Below are 16,916 nucleotides of genomic sequence, written 5' to 3'. Positions count from 1 at the left end.
GTGGGACCCGTCCGAACACTGCCGCGCCGGCCCGGACAGCGGGCCACCGCCATCGCGGCGCTGACAACGGTGGTGGCCGTGCTGCCGGTCTTCCTGGTGGGCGGGCTGGCTGTCCAGCTCGAGCAGGACCTGGGCATGACGCCGTCAGCACTCGGCGTGGCGGTGGCCGCCTTCTGGGCTGTCTCAGCACTGCTGTCCGCCCCGGCCGGGTATGTGGCGAGCGGACTGGGGCTCCGCCGCGGGGTTCCGCTCGCCGTCGGGCTGGGCTTTGTTGCACTGGCCGGCATCGCCTTTGTCACCCCGCACTGGGCGTGGCTGATCGTGTGGCTCAGTTTCGCCGGTGCCGCGAACGCCCTGATCCACCCGCTCTCCAACGGCCTGATCATGGACCAGGTGGCGGTCCGCAACCGCGCCTTCTCGTTTGGCCTCAAGCAGGCGGCCATTCCGACGGCGACACTCACCGCGGGCCTGTCCGTTCCGGTATTCGCCCTCACCGTGGGGTGGAACTGGACCTTTGCCGTAGCTGCACTGCTGGCGGCCGCCCTGATTCCGGCGCTCCTTAGCACCCTCCCGCGCACCGCTCCCCTCCATCGGCGCTCAGGTAAGGCTGCCGGGGAGCCGCTCCCCAGGAGGCTGAAACACTTCCTTTTTGCCACCGCCGTGGCCAGCGCCCTGGGAGCCGGGCAGGCCAATGTGGTAGGTGCTTTCACTGTCGCGATGGCTGTGCAGGCGGGGTTTTCTGCCGCCGGCGCGGGCCTGCTGCTGGGCGCTGCCAGTGTGGCCGGGATCCTGGCCCGCCCGCTGGTGGGTATTGCCGCGGACCGCGGGATCGGGGGCTCGATGGCCACAGTTGCCCTGATGATGGGGGCCGGGAGCCTGGGGCTGCTGGGCATGGCGTCCGGTTTCCCCATCGCCTATGCAGCCGGAGCCGTGGTTGCGTTCGGCCTGGGCTGGGGGTGGAACGGCCTGGCCCATTACGTGGTCTCACGCACGGCGCATCGGTTCACCATCCAGGCCACAGGCATCACCCAGAGCGGAACCTACATCGGCGGAACCCTGGGGCCGCTGCTGTTTGGGATCGTTTTCTCCCGGTTCAGTCCGGCCGTTGGGTGGACGCTTGCAGCGGTGGTGGCAGCAGCCGGGGCGGCGGCCTCGCTGGTGGCGTTCCGTCTGGAGAAGCGTTTGCGCGACAGTTAGCTGCCGCCCGGGCTGGTCGCCGAGGACTAGTTGCCTAGGACAGGCGCGACAGCACTGCGGCGGCAAACTCAGTTGTGGTCGCGGTGCCCTTCAGGTCCGGCGTCGCAGTACCGTCCGCGAGTGCGCCCTCGAAGGCAAGGGTCAGGGACCGGGCGGCCTCCGTCTCACCGAGATGGTCCAGCATCATTGCCGCGGCCCACAGGGCGCCGACCGGGTTGGCGATACCCTTGCCCGCAATATCCGGAGCAGAGCCGTGCACGGGTTCGAACATCGAGGGGTGCCGCCGCTCGGGGTTGAGGTTGGCGCTGGGGGCAATGCCGATGGACCCGGCAATACCGGCTACCAGGTCCGAGAGAATGTCCCCGAACAGGTTGGACGCGACGATGGTCCGGATGCTCGTCGGCTTCATCACCAGCCGGGCCGCCAGCGCGTCAATGAGCACCTTTTCGACGACGACGCCGGGGAATGCCTTGACCGTCTCCGCCACCACTTCATCCCAGAACGGCATGGTGTGGATGATGCCGTTGGACTTTGTTGCGGAGACCAGCCTTCCGTCGCGGCCGGTGGCAACATTGGCGGCATAGCGCGCGGCCCTGGCGATACCGCTCCTGGTGAAGACGCTCTCCTGGACCGCGAACTCGCCGTCGGTTCCGGTGCCGAACCTTCCGCCGATCTGGGAGTACTCCCCTTCGACGTTCTCCCGCACCACCACGATGTCCAGGTCCTCGATGCCGGGCATGGCACCGACCACGCCGGGCAGCAAGCGCATGGGCCGGAGGTTGATGTACTGGTCGAACTCCCGGCGGATGGGGATGAGGAGCCCCCAGAGGGTGACGTCGTCGGGCACATCGGGTGTCCCGACGGCTCCCAGGTAGATGCCGTCGCCGCTGCCCAGCTGCTCGATGCCGTCGACGGGCATCATGCGGCCCGCCTTGCGGTAAAGGTCGCTGTTCCAGTCCCGGACCCGCCACTGGACGCCGAAGTCGTAGATTCCGGCGACGGCGTCAACGCACTGCATCGCGACGTCGGTGACATCCACGCCAATGCCGTCGCCGGGAATCGCATCGATGACATAACTGCGGCCCATGCGCATCCAATCTCTCGTGGTATTCGACGATCATATGCGGACGGTCAGGAAATCTCGGCGGCAGAGTCCAGCAAGTCGACAGTGCCCGCGGCGACTCCGACGACGAGGTCGAAGCCCTCATCCGTGGTGAAGCCATGCCGGTAACCGTTGATCCACAGGCAGCAGCACCATGAGCGTCCCGGCTCAGTACTTGTAGAAGCCCTCCCCCGAGGCGACGCCCAGCTTGCCCTGGTCGATGTAGTGCTCCTTCAGGTACTGGGCGAACACCTGGGAACCGGCATCCGGCGAGGCCGAGGCGATGTTGTACGCCGTGGTGAGACCGACGACGTCGTAGATCTGGAACGGTCCGCTCGGGGCCCCCGTGGCGATGCGCCAGGTCTTGTCAATGGTGTGCGGGTCGGCGACGCCCTGCAGCAGCAGTCCGGCGGCCGCGTTCAGCAGCGGAACCAGCAGCGAGTTCAGGACGTAGCCGGCCTTCTCCTTCTTGATCTCGATCGGTTCCAGTCCGCTGTTCCGGGCAAAGTCGACGACAGCGGCGTACACCGCCGGGTCCGTCTCCGCGGTGCCCATGACCTCGGAGATGTTCTGCGCCCAGATGTTGTTGGCGTAATGGAGCGCGAGGAAGCGGTCCGGGCGTCCGGTGAAGTCTTTCAGGTCACTGGGCAGCAGGGTGGACGAGTTGGTCGCGAAGATGGCCTTGGCCGGCGCCAGCTCCGCGAGCTTGCGGTAGACATCGCGTTTGAGTTCCAGCAGTTCGGGAACGGCTTCGATCACGAGGTCCGCGTCGACGACGGCGTCCCCGAGGTCTGCAGTGAGGCGGAGGTTTGCCAGGGCTGCTTCGGTCTTGCCCTCGGAGGCGCCGGCTACCTGTGTCCGATAGATGCCGGCGAGGCGGGTGAAACGGTCCCGCGCCTTGGCAAGCGCGTCCTCGTCGACGTCGTACGCGGTGACCGCGAAACCGTGGAATGCGGCCTGGAAGGCGATCTGGGAGCCGAGCACTCCGGTGCCGAGCACGGTGAGCGTCTTAATGGAGGGCATTATGGTTTCCTTTCGGCGCGGGCCTTAGCGGCCGCCGGGGTTGTCGGACCCATAAATACTGCGGATCCAGATGGTTGACAGGACGTCCAGGGCGGCGGTCTCCGCGATGGCGGGACTCTCCCGGTTGAGGGCAGCAGTAATGACCCGTTCGTTCATCAGGTTCAGGCTCACCGCGAGGTCGTGCGCGCCGATGCCCGCCGGCGCAGCCCCGCGGGCCTGCTCGGCACGGATGACGTCGCTTGAGAAGTCGACCCAGGACTGCATCGATCTGGACCACAGCCCGCGCACCTCGTCATTGCGGGCGCGCGCCCCGATGGCGGCGGTCGACACAGCACGGTGCGAGACAAACACCTCAACGAACATTCCGATGGAACGGGTCCACGCACCCGCGGGGTCGCTCTCGAAATCGCGCGGCAGGTGCCCCACCCGGTGCTCGACCTCGGTGATAACCCGGTCCAGCAGGGCCAGCAGCACGGCATCCTTCGAGGGGAAGTAGAAGTAGAACGTGGGGCGCGAAATGCCGGCACCCCGGGCCAGATCCTCGATGGAGACGTCGTCAAAGGCACGGCCGGCCAGGAGGGCCTCCGCTGTGACCAGGATTGCGTCCTGCCGCTCATCGCCCGAGACCCTCGCGCTGCGTCTTCCTCTTTGAGCCATGCGCCCATCCTAGCCCCGGTTCTCAACACGGTGTTGACTATCTCAACACTAAGTCGATAACTTGGCGGCATGAGTGAGCACGTAGATGTGTTGATTGTCGGCGCCGGGCTGAGCGGCGTGGGTTTCGCCAGCCGGCTGAAGCGCGAGGTCCCCGCAAAAACCTTCACCGTACTGGAGTCGCGGAACGCCGTCGGGGGGACCTGGGACCTGTTCCGGTACCCCGGGATCCGGTCCGACAGCGACATGTACACGCTCGGCTACTCCTTCCGGCCCTGGGCCGGCGCCAAGGCGATCGCGGATGGCGAGTCCATCCGCGAGTACATCGAGGCAACGGTCGCCGACGAGGGTCTGGCGCCGCGGATCCGGCTGAACACCCGGGTCATTTCCGCCGCATGGTCAAGCGAAACCGCGCTGTGGACCGTGACGGCGGTCCACACCTCCGGCGGCGAGTTCCGGTCCGGCGACACCGCCTCCTCCCCCGACCCGGCCACCTTCACCTGCTCGTTCCTGTCCGTCTGTTCCGGCTACTACCGCTATGACGAGGGCTTCACTCCCGCCATCGACGGGGCCGACACCTTTACCGGAACGATCGTCCACCCGCAGCACTGGCCGGCCGACCTCGACTATGAGGGAAAGCAGGTGGTGGTCATCGGCAGCGGTGCCACGGCCGTGACCCTGGTGCCGTCCATGGCAACGTCGGCGGCCAAGGTGACGATGCTGCAGCGCTCCCCCACCTACATCGCCCCCGTGCCCGCGCGGGACCACCTGGCCGACCGCCTCAGGGGCAAGCTGCCCGCGCAACTGGCGTACGACGTCGTACGCACCAAGAACATTCTCTTCTCCATGTTCACCTACCAGCTCAGCCGACGGCGGCCCGAGACGATGAAGGCGATCCTGCGCAAGTCGGCAGTAGCCAAACTGCCGGCGGGCTTCCCGGTGGACACGCACCTGGCCCCGTCGTACCAGCCGTGGGACCAGCGGGTCTGCGCGATCCCCAACGGGGACCTGTTCCGGGCCATCAGTGTAGGCACTGCCGAGATCGTGACCGACACGATCTCCCGGATCACCCCGGACGGGATCGACCTGGCCTCCGGCACAGCGTTGCCCGCCGACGTCATTGTCACGGCCACGGGACTGAACCTGCTGGTGATCGGCGGTATGAAGCTCTCCGTCGACGGCCAGCCCGTGGACGTCGGCAGAACCCTCACCTACAAGGGCATGATGCTGGAGGGGGTCCCGAATTTCTCCCTCACCATCGGCTACACCAACGCGTCCTGGACCCTGAAGGCGGATCTGGTCGCCGGCTACATCTGCAGGCTGATCAAGCGGCTCGACCGCCGGAACCTCCAATGGGTGGTACCCGTGGCACCCGCCGACGTCGCCAACGGCACGCTGTCCTCGCTGATCGACCTGAAGGCCGGCTACATTTTCCGCGGCGCCGACCAGTTGCCCCGGCAGGGCGCAGGCTCGCCGTGGCGGCTGCACCAGAACTACTTCCGCGACTTCGCCCTGCTCCGGGCCGGCAGGCTGACCGACCACGTCCGGTTCGGCCGGCGCGGACAGCCGGTGCGGGAAACAGTCCGGCCGCCCGCGGCCCCGGCCCGGGATCCCCTCGCGCTGCCGGGAATGGGCCATGTCACCGTCGCGGGGACACGCCTGCGCTACCGGAAGACCGGCAGCGGGGATCCGGTCCTGCTGCTGCACGGCATCGGCCAGAGCCTCGAGGACTGGAACGAACAGCACGAGCGGCTCTCGGACCGCCACACGGTCTACAGCGTAGACCTGCCCGGCTTCGCGTACTCCGAACGGCTCCCCGGCACGACGACGCTCGCGAAGCTGGCCGGGATCCTGCCGGCGTTCCTGGACGCCGTCGGGGTTTCCGGGCCGCTGCCTGTGATGGGCAACTCGCTCGGCGGTGCCATGGCCATGAAGCTGGCCGCCGACCATCCGGACCGCGTCTCCGCGCTCGTGCTGGCCAACAGCGCCGGATTCGGCAAGGAAGTGGCACTGGTCCTTCGCCTCCTTGCGGTCCGCCCGCTCGCGGCCCTGCTCCTGCGGCCCGACGAGAAAGCATCACGGCGGACCGTCCAGTCGCTCTTCTACGACAAAACGCTGGTCACGGACGACCGCATCGGCCACGCGCTCACCCTGTCGCAGCGGGAGGCGCACCGCCGGACGCTGCTCGACGTCGCCCGCGACCTGGGAACGATCTCCGGCGTCCGGCCCGAGTGGCGCACCGCTCTGATCGGGGCGCTCGCCAAGTCCGAGGTTCCGGCGCTGGTGGTGTGGGGCGACCACGACCACATCCTGCCGTTCAGCCACCTTGAAGCGGCCGCCGCGGCGCTGCCCCGCGCCGAGTCGCACGTCTTCGCCAAGACCGGGCACATGCCGCAGATCGAACGGCCTGACGAGTTCGCGGCCGTTGTCGAGGACTTCCTCACGAAGGTCTCCGCAGACCGTCAGGCGGCAAGCATCTAAGGGCGCTTCTCGACGTCGGCAAGGACTTCGGGCGCCACGTCCGGCGCCGGCACCGCTCCAAAAGGTCCAGCCCGGTCTGTATAGGTGTGGACACTGTACACACCCTCTTTGATAGGACAAAAGACGCAGGCCATCCTCTCCAGCGGTCCTCCAGGCCGGCATGCGGCAGCGCCTAGAGCAGGTCCGGAACAGTCATGTCGTCCCCGCTTCCCCGGCCCATGAATAGGTGTAGGCCAATACCGGCCCACCCGACAGAACCAAAACGAGGAAGCATTTAACTGCACCACAGCAGGCGGAAGGGCCACCAGCCAGGGACTTGAGCCCGCCACCCCACACACCTGAATAGGCTCCGCGGCAGCCAGGCCACAGCCCGCACACCTAGCGTCAGAGACGCCTCAGCGCACCCTTTGTCAACAGGTTAAAGCAAAAACCCCTCTGACGAGGGGATCTTCTGTGCCCGAGGTGGGACTCGAACCCACACACCTTTCGATACCGCATTTTGAGTGCGGCGCGTCTGCCAATTCCGCCACTCGGGCGCGGAATACATGAAGCCGGAGTACGCCCACAGCTGACTGTGAGCAACGCGATCGCTTCACGTACGCGGAATTACTCTACATGCAGATAGGCTGAATTCCAGAATCGCGCCGCCGTCGCCGCAAACGAACCCTGCAAGCCAAGTACAGCAGCGGTGGCACCTAAGATAGTGATGTCCCGCCGTACCTTTTCAAGGAGATCCCGTGACTGAACAGACGGAGTCCAAGCCCACGTCCCAGCCGGCGCGCCGCGTCATTGTGGCAGAGGATGAAACCCTCATCCGCCTCGACATCATCGAGATCCTGCGCGGCGAAGGCTATGACGTGGTGGGTGAGGCGGACAACGGTGAGAAGGCCGTCCAGCTCGCCGAGGAACTCAAGCCGGACCTGGTGCTCATGGACGTCAAGATGCCCGTCATGGACGGCATTTCCGCGGCCGAGAAGATCGTCAAGGCCCGCATCGCCCCCGTGGTGCTGCTGACCGCCTTCAGCCAGAAGGAACTGGTGGAGCGTGCCCGCGACGCCGGCGCCATGGCGTACGTGGTGAAGCCGTTCACCCCCGCGGACCTCATTCCCGCACTGGAGATCGCGCTCTCCCGCCACGAGGAAATCAAGGCCCTCGAGAGCGAGGTGTCCGACCTTCAGGAACAGTTCGCCACCCGCAAGCTCGTCGAACGTGCCAAGAGCCTGCTGACCACCAAGATGGGCCTGACGGAGCCGGAAGCCTTCCGCTGGATCCAGAAGACCTCCATGGACCGCCGCCTCAGCATGCGCGAGGTTGCCGAAACCATCATCAACCAGGTCAACTAAGCCGCAGCGCAACGAACAAAGGGAGGATCCCCACCAAGCGGTGGGGATCCTCCCTTTGTTATCCTGAAGGCTAGTCCTGGGCCTTCTTCTTCTTTTCCGGCCAGGGGCCGAGCTTCTCGCGGTTGCTGCCAATCTCGCCGGCGCGGGTGGAGTCGGCGAGGTCGCCCACCTTGTGCACCTTCAGCGAGTTGGTGGAACCGGCCTTTCCGGGAGGCGAGCCGGCGGCGATGACCACCAGGTCACCGTCCTGCACCAGGCCCATTTCCTCCAGGCTGCGGTCCACCTGTGCGGTCATGGCGTCGGTGTGGTCCACCATCTGCACCAGCACCGGCTGGATGCCCCACGTCAGAGCCATCTGGTTCCAGACCTGCTCCACGGGAGTGAAGGCGAAGACCGGCTTGATGGGACGCAGGCGGGAAAGGCGGCGCGCGGAGTCACCGGACTGGGTGAACGCACAGATGTACTTGGCGTCCAGCTGGTCGGCGATTTCGACGGCGGCACGGGTGATGGCGCCGCCACGGGTCTTGGGCTTCGTGCCCAGCGGGGGGACGCGCTCCAGGCCGTGGACCTCGGTGGATTCGATGATCCGGGCCATGGTCTTGACCGTCTCGATCGGGTACTTGCCCACGCTGGTCTCGCCGGACAGCATGACCGCGTCCGCACCGTCCAGGACGGCGTTGGCGCAGTCGGAGGCCTCTGCACGGGTGGGACGCGGGTTATCGATCATGGACTCGAGGACCTGGGTGGCCACGATGACCGGCTTGGCCCAGCGGCGGGCCAGTTCAATGGCGCGCTTCTGGACGATCGGCACTTCCTCCAGCGGGAGCTCCACACCAAGGTCGCCACGGGCCACCATGATGGCGTCGAACGCGTCGATGATCTCGGGCAGCTGCTCAACGGCCTGCGGCTTTTCGATCTTGGCGATGACCGGCACGCGGCGGCCTTCCTCGTCCATGATCTCGTGCACGCGGGCGATGTCGGAGGCGTCGCGGACGAAGGACAGTGCCACCAGGTCAACGCCGCGGCGCATGGCCCAGCGGAGGTCATCCTCGTCTTTTTCGCTCAGCGCTGGAACGTTGACGGCCACGCCGGGAAGGTTGATGCCCTTGTTGTTGGACACCATGCCGCCGACGGTCACCTCAGCCACCACCTTGACGTCGTCGACCTCGACGGCGCGCAGCGCCACCTTGCCGTCGTCGATCAACAGGGCGTCGCCCACCTTGACGTCCTCGGTGAGGCTCTTCAGGGTGGTGGAGCAGATTTCCTGGGTACCGGGAACGTCCTCGGTGGTGATGGTGAAGATGTCACCCACGGCCAGCGCGTGCGGGCCGTCCACGAAGCGGCCCAGGCGGATCTTGGGACCCTGCAGGTCGGCCATGATGGCGACGGCCTTGCCAAGGTCGGCTGCTGCCTTGCGGACGTTCTCATAGGTGTTGTCATGCACGGTGTAGTCGCCGTGGCTCATGTTCATGCGGGCGACGTCAACGCCGGCCTCCAGCACAGCCAGGGTGTTCTCGTAGCTGGCAATTGCCGGGCCAAACGTAGCCACAATTTTTGCGCGTCTCATATACCTACCCTATTGGTCTCTTGCATTGGTTAAGTTGTCGGCGAGGTGAACCCTCGGTGCACCCCTAGAGGACGGCGATGGCCCGGTCCGTCGGCGCTACGGGAGCGGGAAGGATGGTGCTTCCCATCAGGTACTTGTCCACGGCGGCAGCGGCGGCACGGCCTTCGGCGATGGCCCACACGATCAGGGACTGCCCGCGGCCGGCGTCACCGGCAACGAACACACCTTCGGTGTTGGTCATGTAGTAGCCGTCGCGGGCAACGTTCCCGCGGCCGTCGAACTCGGCGTGCACCTGCTCGGTGATGCCGGCAGGTTCAGCGCCGGTAAAGCCGAGGGACAGGAACACCAGGTCGGCCGGGATGATCCGCTCGGTGCCGGCCTTGGGGAGGCGCTTGCCGTCGACGAATTCGGTCTCGGCCACTTTGACGCCGGTGAGCTTTCCGTTCTCGCCAACGAACTCGACGGTGGAGGCGAGGTAGGTGCGTTCGCCGCCTTCCTCGTGTGCGCTGGCCATCTCAAAGAGGGTGGGGAACGTGGGCCACGGCTGGTGGCCGGCACGCTCCGACGGCGGCTGCTTGCCGATGGCCAAGGTGGTGACCGAGGCGGCGCCGTGGCGGTGCGCGGTGCCCAGGCAGTCGGCACCGGTATCGCCGCCGCCCAGGATCACCACATGCTTGCCGTGGGCGTTGATCTGGTTCTCGATGGTTTCCCCGGCAACCGCGCGGTTGGCCGGCACCAGGTAGTCCATGGCGAAGTGGACGCCGTCCAGGTCGCGGCCGGGGATGGGCAGGTCCCGGGGAACGGTGGCACCCGTGCAGACCACGACGGCGTCGTAGCGCCTGCGCAGCTGCTCCCAGGTGACGTCGGTTCCCACGGAGACGCCGGTCCGAAAGCGGGTGCCTTCGGCCTTCATCTGCTCGACGCGGCGGTCCACCTGCTCCTTTTCCATCTTGAAGTCGGGGATGCCGTAGCGCAGCAGGCCGCCGATCCTGTCGTCCCGTTCGTAAACGGCAACGGTGTGGCCCACGCGGGTGAGCTGCTGGGCGACGGCCAGGCCGGCAGGCCCGGAACCGACGACGGCAACGGTCTTGCCGGTCAGGCGTGCGGGCGGCAGCGGGCTGACCCAGCCGTTGTCCCACGCCTCGTCGATGATCGAGACTTCCACCTGCTTGATGGTGACGGCGGGCTGGTTGATGCCCAGCACGCAGGACGCCTCGCAGGGTGCCGGGCAGAGCCGGCCGGTGAACTCGGGGAAGTTGTTCGTGGCGTGCAGCCGCTCGATGGCTTCCTCCCCCTTGTCCCGCCACATGAGGTCGTTCCACTCGGGAATGAGGTTGCCCAGCGGGCAGCCCTGGTGGCAGAACGGGACGCCGCAGTCCATGCAGCGGCCGGCCTGCGCCTTCAGCGTGCCCTTTTCCTGCGCCTCATAAACCTCTTTCCAGTCCATGATGCGGACGGGAACGGGGCGGCGTGGCTGGGTTTCACGCTGGCGTACTTTCAGAAATCCGCGTGGATCAGCCACCGGTTACCTCCAGGATTCGAGACCACACTTCTTCGCCGTCGGGGTCCAGGCCCTCTTCAATGGCGTCGAGGCGGGTTTGCAGCACGGCCGCGTAGTCCCGCGGCAGCACCTTGGTGATGCGGGCAGCGGTGTCATCGAAGTTCTCGAGGAGGCGCGCCGCCAGCTGGGAGTCAGTTTCTTCAACGTGCTTGACCAGCAGGCCGTGCACAATGTCGCGGTCCTCGGCGTCCAGCTCACGAAGCTGGAGTTCACCGGACTGCAGGGCGTCCTTGTTGACCTTGGCAGTGTCCAGGTCCAGGACGTAGGCGGTGCCGCCGGACATGCCGGCGCCGAAGTTGCGGCCGGTGCGCCCGATGATCAGCGTCTGGCCGCCGGTCATGTACTCGCAGCCATGGTCGCCAATGCCCTCGACGACGGCGGTGGCACCGGAGTTGCGGACCAGGAAGCGTTCGCCCACCTGGCCGCGCAGGAACAGCTCGCCGCTGGTGGCGCCGTACCCGATGACGTTGCCGGCGATGACGTTGGTCTCCGCCTTGAAGACGTTGGTCCGGTCCGGGCGGACGATGATCCGGCCGCCCGAAAGGCCCTTGCCCACGTAGTCGTTTGAGTCGCCGTAGAGCCGCAGGGTGATGCCGGCGGGCAGGAAGGCGCCCAGGGACTGCCCGGCGGTGCCGTTCAGCGTGATGTCGATCGTGTCGGTGGCCAGCACGTCGGTGCCAAAGGTCTTGGTGACCACGTGGCCCAGCATGGTGCCCACGGAACGGTCCGTGTTGATGACGTCCACCGCGATCTTCACCGGGCTGCGGTCCGTGAGCGCTTCGGTGGCCATGGTGATCAGGCGCTGGTCGAAGTGCTTGTCCAGCTCGTGGTTCTGGCCGGTCATGTTGCGCAGCGGCGCGTCGTCGTCGAACTCCAGGCCGTGCAGGATCGGGTCCAGGTCCAGGCCGTCGGCCTTCCAGTGGTTGATCGCTTCGCGGGTATCCAGGACCTCGGCGTGGCCGATGGCCTCCTCGAGGCTGCGGAAGCCAAGCTCGGCCAGGATCTCGCGGACTTCCTCGGCGAGGAACTCGAAGAAGTTGACCACGAACTCAGGCTTGCCGCTGAAGCGGGCCCGCAGTTCCGGGTTCTGCGTGGCCACGCCCACGGGGCAGGTGTCCAGGTGGCAGACGCGCATCATGATGCAGCCTTCCACCACCAGCGGTGCGGTGGCGAAGCCAAACTCTTCGCCGCCCAGCAGCGCGGCGATCACCACGTCGCGGCCGGTCTTGAGCTGGCCGTCCACCTGCACCACCACGCGGTCGCGCAGGCCGTTGAGCATCAGCGTCTGCTGGGTCTCGGCCAGGCCGAGCTCCCACGGGACACCGGCGTGCTTGAGCGAGTTCAGCGGCGAGGCGCCGGTGCCGCCGTCATGCCCGGAGACCAGTACGACGTCGGCCTTGGCCTTGGTCACGCCGGACGCCACGGTGCCGATCCCGACTTCCGAGACAAGCTTCACGTGGACCCTCGCCGAGGGGTTGGCGCGCTTGGCATCGTAGATGAGCTGCGCCAGGTCCTCGATCGAGTAGATGTCGTGGTGCGGGGGCGGGGAGATGAGTCCAACGCCGGGGGTCGAGTGCCGCGTCCGGGCCACCCACGGGTAGACCTTCTGCGCCATCAGCTGGCCGCCTTCGCCGGGCTTGGCGCCCTGGGCCATCTTGATCTGGATGTCGTCGGCGTTGGTCAGGTAGAGGCTGGTGACGCCGAAACGGCCGGATGCGATCTGCTTGACCGCGGAGCGGCGCTTGGGATCGAGGAGGCGGTCCACGTCCTCGCCGCCTTCACCGGTGTTGGACTTGCCGCCCAGCTGGTTCATGGCAATGGCCAGCGTCTCGTGCGCCTCCTGCGAGATGGAGCCGTAGCTCATCGCCCCGGTGGAGAACCGCTTGACGATGCTGGAGACGGGCTCCACTTCCTCAAGGGGAACAGACGGACGGTCGTTCTTGAACTTGAGCAGGCCGCGGAGTGTCATCAGGTTGGTGGACTGGTCGTCCACGCCCCGGGTGTAGGCCTTGAAGATGTCGTAGCGGCGTTCCCTCGTGGCGTGCTGCAGCCGGAAGACGGTCTCCGGGTTGAACAGGTGGGGTTCGCCGTCGCGGCGCCACTGGTACTCGCCGCCGCCCAGCAGGGGGCGGTGCGGCTGCTCGATGCCGCCCTCGGGGTAGGCCATCTGGTGCCGGGCCGAAACCTCGGCCGCGATCACGTCCAGGCCCACGCCGCCCAGCTGCGAATGCGTGCCTGCGAAGAATTCGTCCACCAGGTCCTGGCCCAGGCCCAGTGCCTCGAAGGTCTGCGCACCCGTGTAGGACGCAACCGTGGAGATGCCCATTTTGGACATGATCTTCAGGACGCCCTTGCCCAGGCCCTTGATCAGGTTGTAGACGCCGTCCTGCGGGGTGACACCGGTGACGTCGCCGGCAGCGATCAGCTGCTCCACGGATTCCATGGCCAGGTACGGGTTGACGGCGGACGCGCCGTAGCCGATAAGGACGGCCACATGGTGGGTCTCGCGGACGTCGCCGGCCTCGACCACCAGGGCAGTCTTGGTGCGGTTGGCGCTGCGCAGCAGGTGGTGGTGCACGGCACTGACCAGCAGCAGCGACGGGATGGGCGCCCACTGGGCGTTGGAGTCGCGGTCGGACAGCACGATGTACTGCACGCCACGGTTGATGGCGCCGGAAACCTGCTCGCAGATTTCGGTGAGCCGGGCACGGAGCGCGTTTTCGCCGCCTTCGGGGCGGTACAGGCCGCGGACCTTCATGGCCACGCGGTTGCCGTCGGCGTCCTCGATGTTGGCGATCTTGGCGAGCTGGTCGTTGTTGATCACCGGGAAGGGCAGCTGGACCTGGGGCTGGCGGACCTGCTTGGTGTCCAGCAGGTTGCCGTTGGGGCCGATGGCACAGGTCAGCGACGTGACCAGTTCTTCACGGATGGCGTCCAGCGGCGGGTTGGTGACCTGCGCGAAGGACTGCACGAAGTAGTCGAACAGCAGCCGGGGGCGCTTGGACAGCACGGCCACCGGGGTGTCCGAGCCCATGGCGCCCAGCGGCTCGGCGCCGGTGCGGGCCATGGGGCCCAGCAGGATCTTCAGTTCCTCGGTGGTGTAGCCGAAGGTGCGCTGGCGGATGTTCACCGACGCGGCGGTGTGCACCACGTGCTCGCGCTCCGGCAGTTCGTTGAGGTCGATCAGGTTGTCCTTGACCCATTCCGCCCACGGGTTGGCGGCGGCGACTTCGGCCTTGACCTCTTCGTCGTCGATGATGCGGCCGGCTTCGGTGTCCACCAGGAACATCTTGCCCGGGGACACGCGGCCCTTCTTGACCACCTTGGAGGGTTCGACGTCGATCACGCCCACCTCGGAGGCGAAGACGATCAGGCCGTCCTCGGTGATCCAGAAGCGGCCGGGGCGCAGGCCGTTGCGGTCCAGGGTGGCGCCCACAAGGTTGCCGTCGGTGAAGGAGACGGCGGCGGGGCCGTCCCACGGTTCCATCAGCAGGGAGTGGTACTCGTAGAAGGCGCGGCGGGCCGGATCCATGGTGGCGTGGTTTTCCCAGGCCTCCGGGATCATCATCATGATCGAGTGGGTGATGGGGCGGCCGGAGAGCCACAGCAGCTCCGCTACCTCATCGAAGGACGCGGAGTCCGAGGCACCCGGGGTGCAGATGGGGTACAGCTCTTCCGGGGAGTCGCCCAGCAGCGGGTTGGCCAGCTGGGACTGGCGGGCCCGCATCCAGTTCCGGTTGCCCTTGACGGTGTTGATTTCACCGTTGTGGGCGATGGTCCGGAACGGCTGAGCGAGCGGCCAGGACGGGAAGGTGTTGGTGGAGAAGCGCGAGTGGACGATCGCGAGCTTGGTCTTGAACCGCTTGTCCGAGAGGTCCGGGTAGAACGGCTCCAGCTGGGCAGTGGTGAGCATGCCCTTGTAGACGATGGTGCGGGAGGACAGCGAGGGGAAGTACACGCCGAACTTGTTCTGCGCGCGCTTGCGGATACGCCAGGCGCGGGAGTCGAGCTCGTTGCGGTCCAGTTCCTCGCCCGTGGCGGATGCCAGGAAGGGCTGGGAGAAGTAAGGCATGCAGGCGCGGGCCATGGCGCCCACGAGGTCGGCGACCACCGGCACCTCACGCCAGCCGAGGACCGTCAGGCCCTCATCGGCGGCCAGGCCCTCAATACCTGCCTTGGCGGCGTCGGCTTCGCGCTGCTCGGCAGGCAGGAAGGCTGTACCGGCAACGTACTGGCCGGGAGCGGGCAGCTCGAACTCGGTGACTGCACGGAAGAACTCGTCCGGGATCTGCATGAGCAGGCCCGCGCCGTCGCCCGTACCCTCGTCGGCACCCACGGCACCGCGGTGCTCCAGGTTGCGCAGGGCGGTCAGGGCGGCGTCGACAATGTCGTACCCGGGTTCGCCGCGCAGGGTTGCGATAATCGCGAGTCCGCAGGCGTCCTTCTCCTGTTCCGGGTTGTAGAGCCCGGCGGCCTCCGGCATGGCTGCGAAGCGCTTGAACGGCGACATTGCAGTCTCAGGCTGGTCCGGTTCGGACCAGCTGGGAGTGTTAAGAGTTTGGGTCATGGGAGACGTCCTTCCTCCTGATCGTGCGTATGGAAGGGACACCGTTGGCCCCACTCGTCGGGCGCCGCTGCGGTGGGCACAACAAAGTGTTGATTACTGGAAATTGTAGGTCAGCGCAGCCTGCTGAACTAACGGTTACGCAGGCCCCTGCCCGAGGCATCACCGGCCAGCAAATTGATGCTGGACGGATGGTGCCCCATGCCACGACATTGTGGTTTGCGGGCGCTTCGAGCGGTGGCTCTGCTGCCCTGACTGGCCTGCGCCCTACTTGCCGGCGCCGGCCTCCGGTGCGGATCCTGTGGCTGTGCTGCCGGAATGTCCGGCAGCCGTTGCATCCGTTCCGGGCTTTGAGCCGGCCGGTGCCGCCGCGGCTTCTTCCGTGGGGTCGGAAGCATGCCTGGAACCGCTGTGGTTATCAGGGAGATTACCACGCGAATCACTATCTGAGACAACATTGTCCGGATCACGGACTTCATGACTGTGCCCCGCATCAATCCCCGGCTCTGCAGTCTTCTCCGGTTCGCGGCCCGGGAGGTACACAGTGTCCGGGTCCGGCCGGCCCTTGAGTCCCAGGAGGATGAAGGCGGTCAGGGCCGCCAGGAACACGAAGATGCTGGTCCACACGTTGAGCCTGGTGGTGATGCCCAGGATGCCGATCTGTTCGGCATCGTCGATGCGCATTGCCTCGATCCAGACCCGGCCCAGGGTGTAGTACATGGCGTACAGCCAGAAGAGCCGGCTCCGGCGGAAGTTGAAGCGCCGGTCCAGGGCGAGCAGGATCACGACGCCGGCCAGGTTCCACAGCGATTCGTAGAGGAACGTGGGGTGGAACAGGGTCTCCGCGGGCATGCCCGCAGGAAAGTTGGGGTTTTCGGCATCGACCTGGAGGCCCCACGGCAGGGTGGTGGGACCGCCGAAGAGTTCCTGGTTGAAGTAGTTGCCCCACCGGCCGACGGCCTGGGCCAGGAGCAGGCCCGGCGCCGCGGCGTCGACGAATGCGCTCAGCTTCACGCCACTGCGGCGGCAGCCGATCCAGGCACCCACGGCACCAAGGACGACGGCGCCCCAGATGCCCAGCCCGCCGCGCTGGATCTGCGGAATCAGCGAGAGGTCCCCGGTGCCGTCGAAGCCAGGGCCGAAGTAGGCATCCGGTGACGAGACCACGTGGTACAGCCGGCCCCCGATGATGCCGAAGGGGATGGCCCAGATGACGATGTCCCAGACACTGCCTTCAGGGGCACCGCGCTTGGCCCAGCGAACGGACGTCAGCCACAGGCCCACGACGATTCCGGCGAGGATGCACAGCGCGTAGGCGTGGATCCGCAGGCTGCCCCATGGCAGGGGAATGTCGAAGCCGGACCAGTCCGGGCTGGGGATGCTGGCGGGCACCAGCGCGGCTGCCTGAAAGAGTGGCTGCATGC

The 16,916-nt window shown here is 66.8% G+C and carries 10 protein-coding genes and 1 tRNA gene; 3 read left to right on the top strand and 8 right to left on the bottom strand.

Annotation, left to right across the window (positions count from 1 at the left end; translation table 11 throughout):
* Entirely contained in the window at positions 1 to 1,197 is a 1,197-nt protein-coding gene (locus tag ASG86_RS10255; RefSeq protein ID WP_162253498.1) for an MFS transporter, read from the top strand.
* A 34-nt stretch (positions 1,198 to 1,231) separates the two neighbouring features.
* On the opposite strand, the gene ASG86_RS10250 is transcribed toward ASG86_RS10255, so the two are convergent.
* From ASG86_RS10250 to ASG86_RS10240, 3 genes are all read right to left on the bottom strand, one after another.
* The gene (locus ASG86_RS10250; RefSeq protein WP_082566749.1) at positions 1,232 to 2,284 is read right to left on the bottom strand and encodes an isocitrate/isopropylmalate family dehydrogenase; all 1,053 of its coding nucleotides are present in this window, start codon (positions 2,282 to 2,284) and stop codon (positions 1,232 to 1,234) included.
* A 183-nt stretch (positions 2,285 to 2,467) separates the two neighbouring features.
* The gene (locus ASG86_RS10245; RefSeq protein ID WP_056333439.1) at positions 2,468 to 3,322 is read right to left on the bottom strand and encodes a 3-hydroxyacyl-CoA dehydrogenase; all 855 of its coding nucleotides are present in this window, start codon (positions 3,320 to 3,322) and stop codon (positions 2,468 to 2,470) included.
* A 24-nt stretch (positions 3,323 to 3,346) separates the two neighbouring features.
* Positions 3,347 to 3,979, bottom strand: a complete 633-nt coding sequence (locus tag ASG86_RS10240; protein ID WP_056333436.1) for a TetR/AcrR family transcriptional regulator — start codon at positions 3,977 to 3,979, stop codon at positions 3,347 to 3,349.
* 69 nt (positions 3,980 to 4,048) lie between these two features.
* Between ASG86_RS10240 and ASG86_RS20995 the strand changes: the two genes are divergently transcribed.
* Positions 4,049 to 6,457, top strand: coding sequence for an alpha/beta fold hydrolase (locus ASG86_RS20995; protein WP_082566748.1), 2,409 nt, complete (start codon positions 4,049 to 4,051; stop codon positions 6,455 to 6,457).
* A gap of 454 nt (positions 6,458 to 6,911) precedes the next feature.
* Here the strand turns inward: ASG86_RS20995 and ASG86_RS10230 are convergent.
* Positions 6,912 to 6,993: transfer RNA gene (locus tag ASG86_RS10230), tRNA-Leu, on the bottom strand.
* A 201-nt stretch (positions 6,994 to 7,194) separates the two neighbouring features.
* Here ASG86_RS10230 and ASG86_RS10225 point away from each other — a divergent pair.
* On the top strand, positions 7,195 to 7,800 hold the full coding sequence (locus tag ASG86_RS10225; protein WP_009358190.1) for an ANTAR domain-containing response regulator: 606 nt from the start codon (positions 7,195 to 7,197) through the stop codon (positions 7,798 to 7,800).
* Positions 7,801 to 7,870: 70 nt separating this feature from the next.
* Here the strand turns inward: ASG86_RS10225 and pyk are convergent, their stop codons facing one another.
* The 4 genes from pyk to lgt form a co-directional block, all read right to left on the bottom strand.
* Positions 7,871 to 9,367 carry a pyruvate kinase gene (pyk, locus tag ASG86_RS10220; RefSeq protein ID WP_056333433.1) on the bottom strand — a complete coding sequence of 499 codons (1,497 nt, stop codon included), beginning with the start codon at positions 9,365 to 9,367 and terminating at the stop codon, positions 7,871 to 7,873.
* 64 nt (positions 9,368 to 9,431) lie between these two features.
* Positions 9,432 to 10,889 (bottom strand): glutamate synthase subunit beta, encoded by a 1,458-nt coding sequence (locus ASG86_RS10215; protein ID WP_056333430.1) that lies wholly within the window; start codon positions 10,887 to 10,889, stop codon positions 9,432 to 9,434.
* A complete protein-coding gene (gltB, locus tag ASG86_RS10210) occupies positions 10,882 to 15,495 on the bottom strand; it encodes a glutamate synthase large subunit (protein ID WP_056333426.1) in 4,614 nt (1,537 codons plus the stop codon). Before gltB ends, ASG86_RS10215 begins: the two co-directional genes overlap by 8 nt.
* A gap of 264 nt (positions 15,496 to 15,759) precedes the next feature.
* Positions 15,760 to 16,914 carry a prolipoprotein diacylglyceryl transferase gene (lgt, locus tag ASG86_RS10205; protein WP_056333424.1) on the bottom strand — a complete coding sequence of 385 codons (1,155 nt, stop codon included), beginning with the start codon at positions 16,912 to 16,914 and terminating at the stop codon, positions 15,760 to 15,762.
* Positions 16,915 to 16,916: the final 2 nt, after the last annotated feature.

The organism is Arthrobacter sp. Soil764, assembly GCF_001428075.1.
In the GTDB taxonomy this organism is placed as follows: Bacteria; Actinomycetota; Actinomycetes; order Actinomycetales; family Micrococcaceae; genus Arthrobacter.
The sequence above is the reverse complement of the archived record's forward strand: the minus strand, read 5'-3'. Positions and strand labels throughout refer to the sequence as shown.

What these genes read in the sequence shown, in the direction of transcription:
- lgt (WP_056333424.1), bottom strand. Translation starts at nt 16,914, where the DNA reads ATGCAGCCACTCTTTCAGGCAGCCGCGCTGGTGCCCGCCAGCATCCCC.
- ASG86_RS20995 (WP_082566748.1), top strand. Translation starts at nt 4,049, where the DNA reads ATGAGTGAGCACGTAGATGTGTTGATTGTCGGCGCCGGGCTGAGCGGC.
- gltB (WP_056333426.1), bottom strand. Translation starts at nt 15,495, where the DNA reads ATGACCCAAACTCTTAACACTCCCAGCTGGTCCGAACCGGACCAGCCT.
- pyk (WP_056333433.1), bottom strand. Translation starts at nt 9,367, where the DNA reads ATGAGACGCGCAAAAATTGTGGCTACGTTTGGCCCGGCAATTGCCAGC.
- ASG86_RS10250 (WP_082566749.1), bottom strand. Translation starts at nt 2,284, where the DNA reads ATGGGCCGCAGTTATGTCATCGATGCGATTCCCGGCGACGGCATTGGC.
- ASG86_RS10245 (WP_056333439.1), bottom strand. Translation starts at nt 3,322, where the DNA reads ATGCCCTCCATTAAGACGCTCACCGTGCTCGGCACCGGAGTGCTCGGC.
- ASG86_RS10240 (WP_056333436.1), bottom strand. Translation starts at nt 3,979, where the DNA reads ATGGCTCAAAGAGGAAGACGCAGCGCGAGGGTCTCGGGCGATGAGCGG.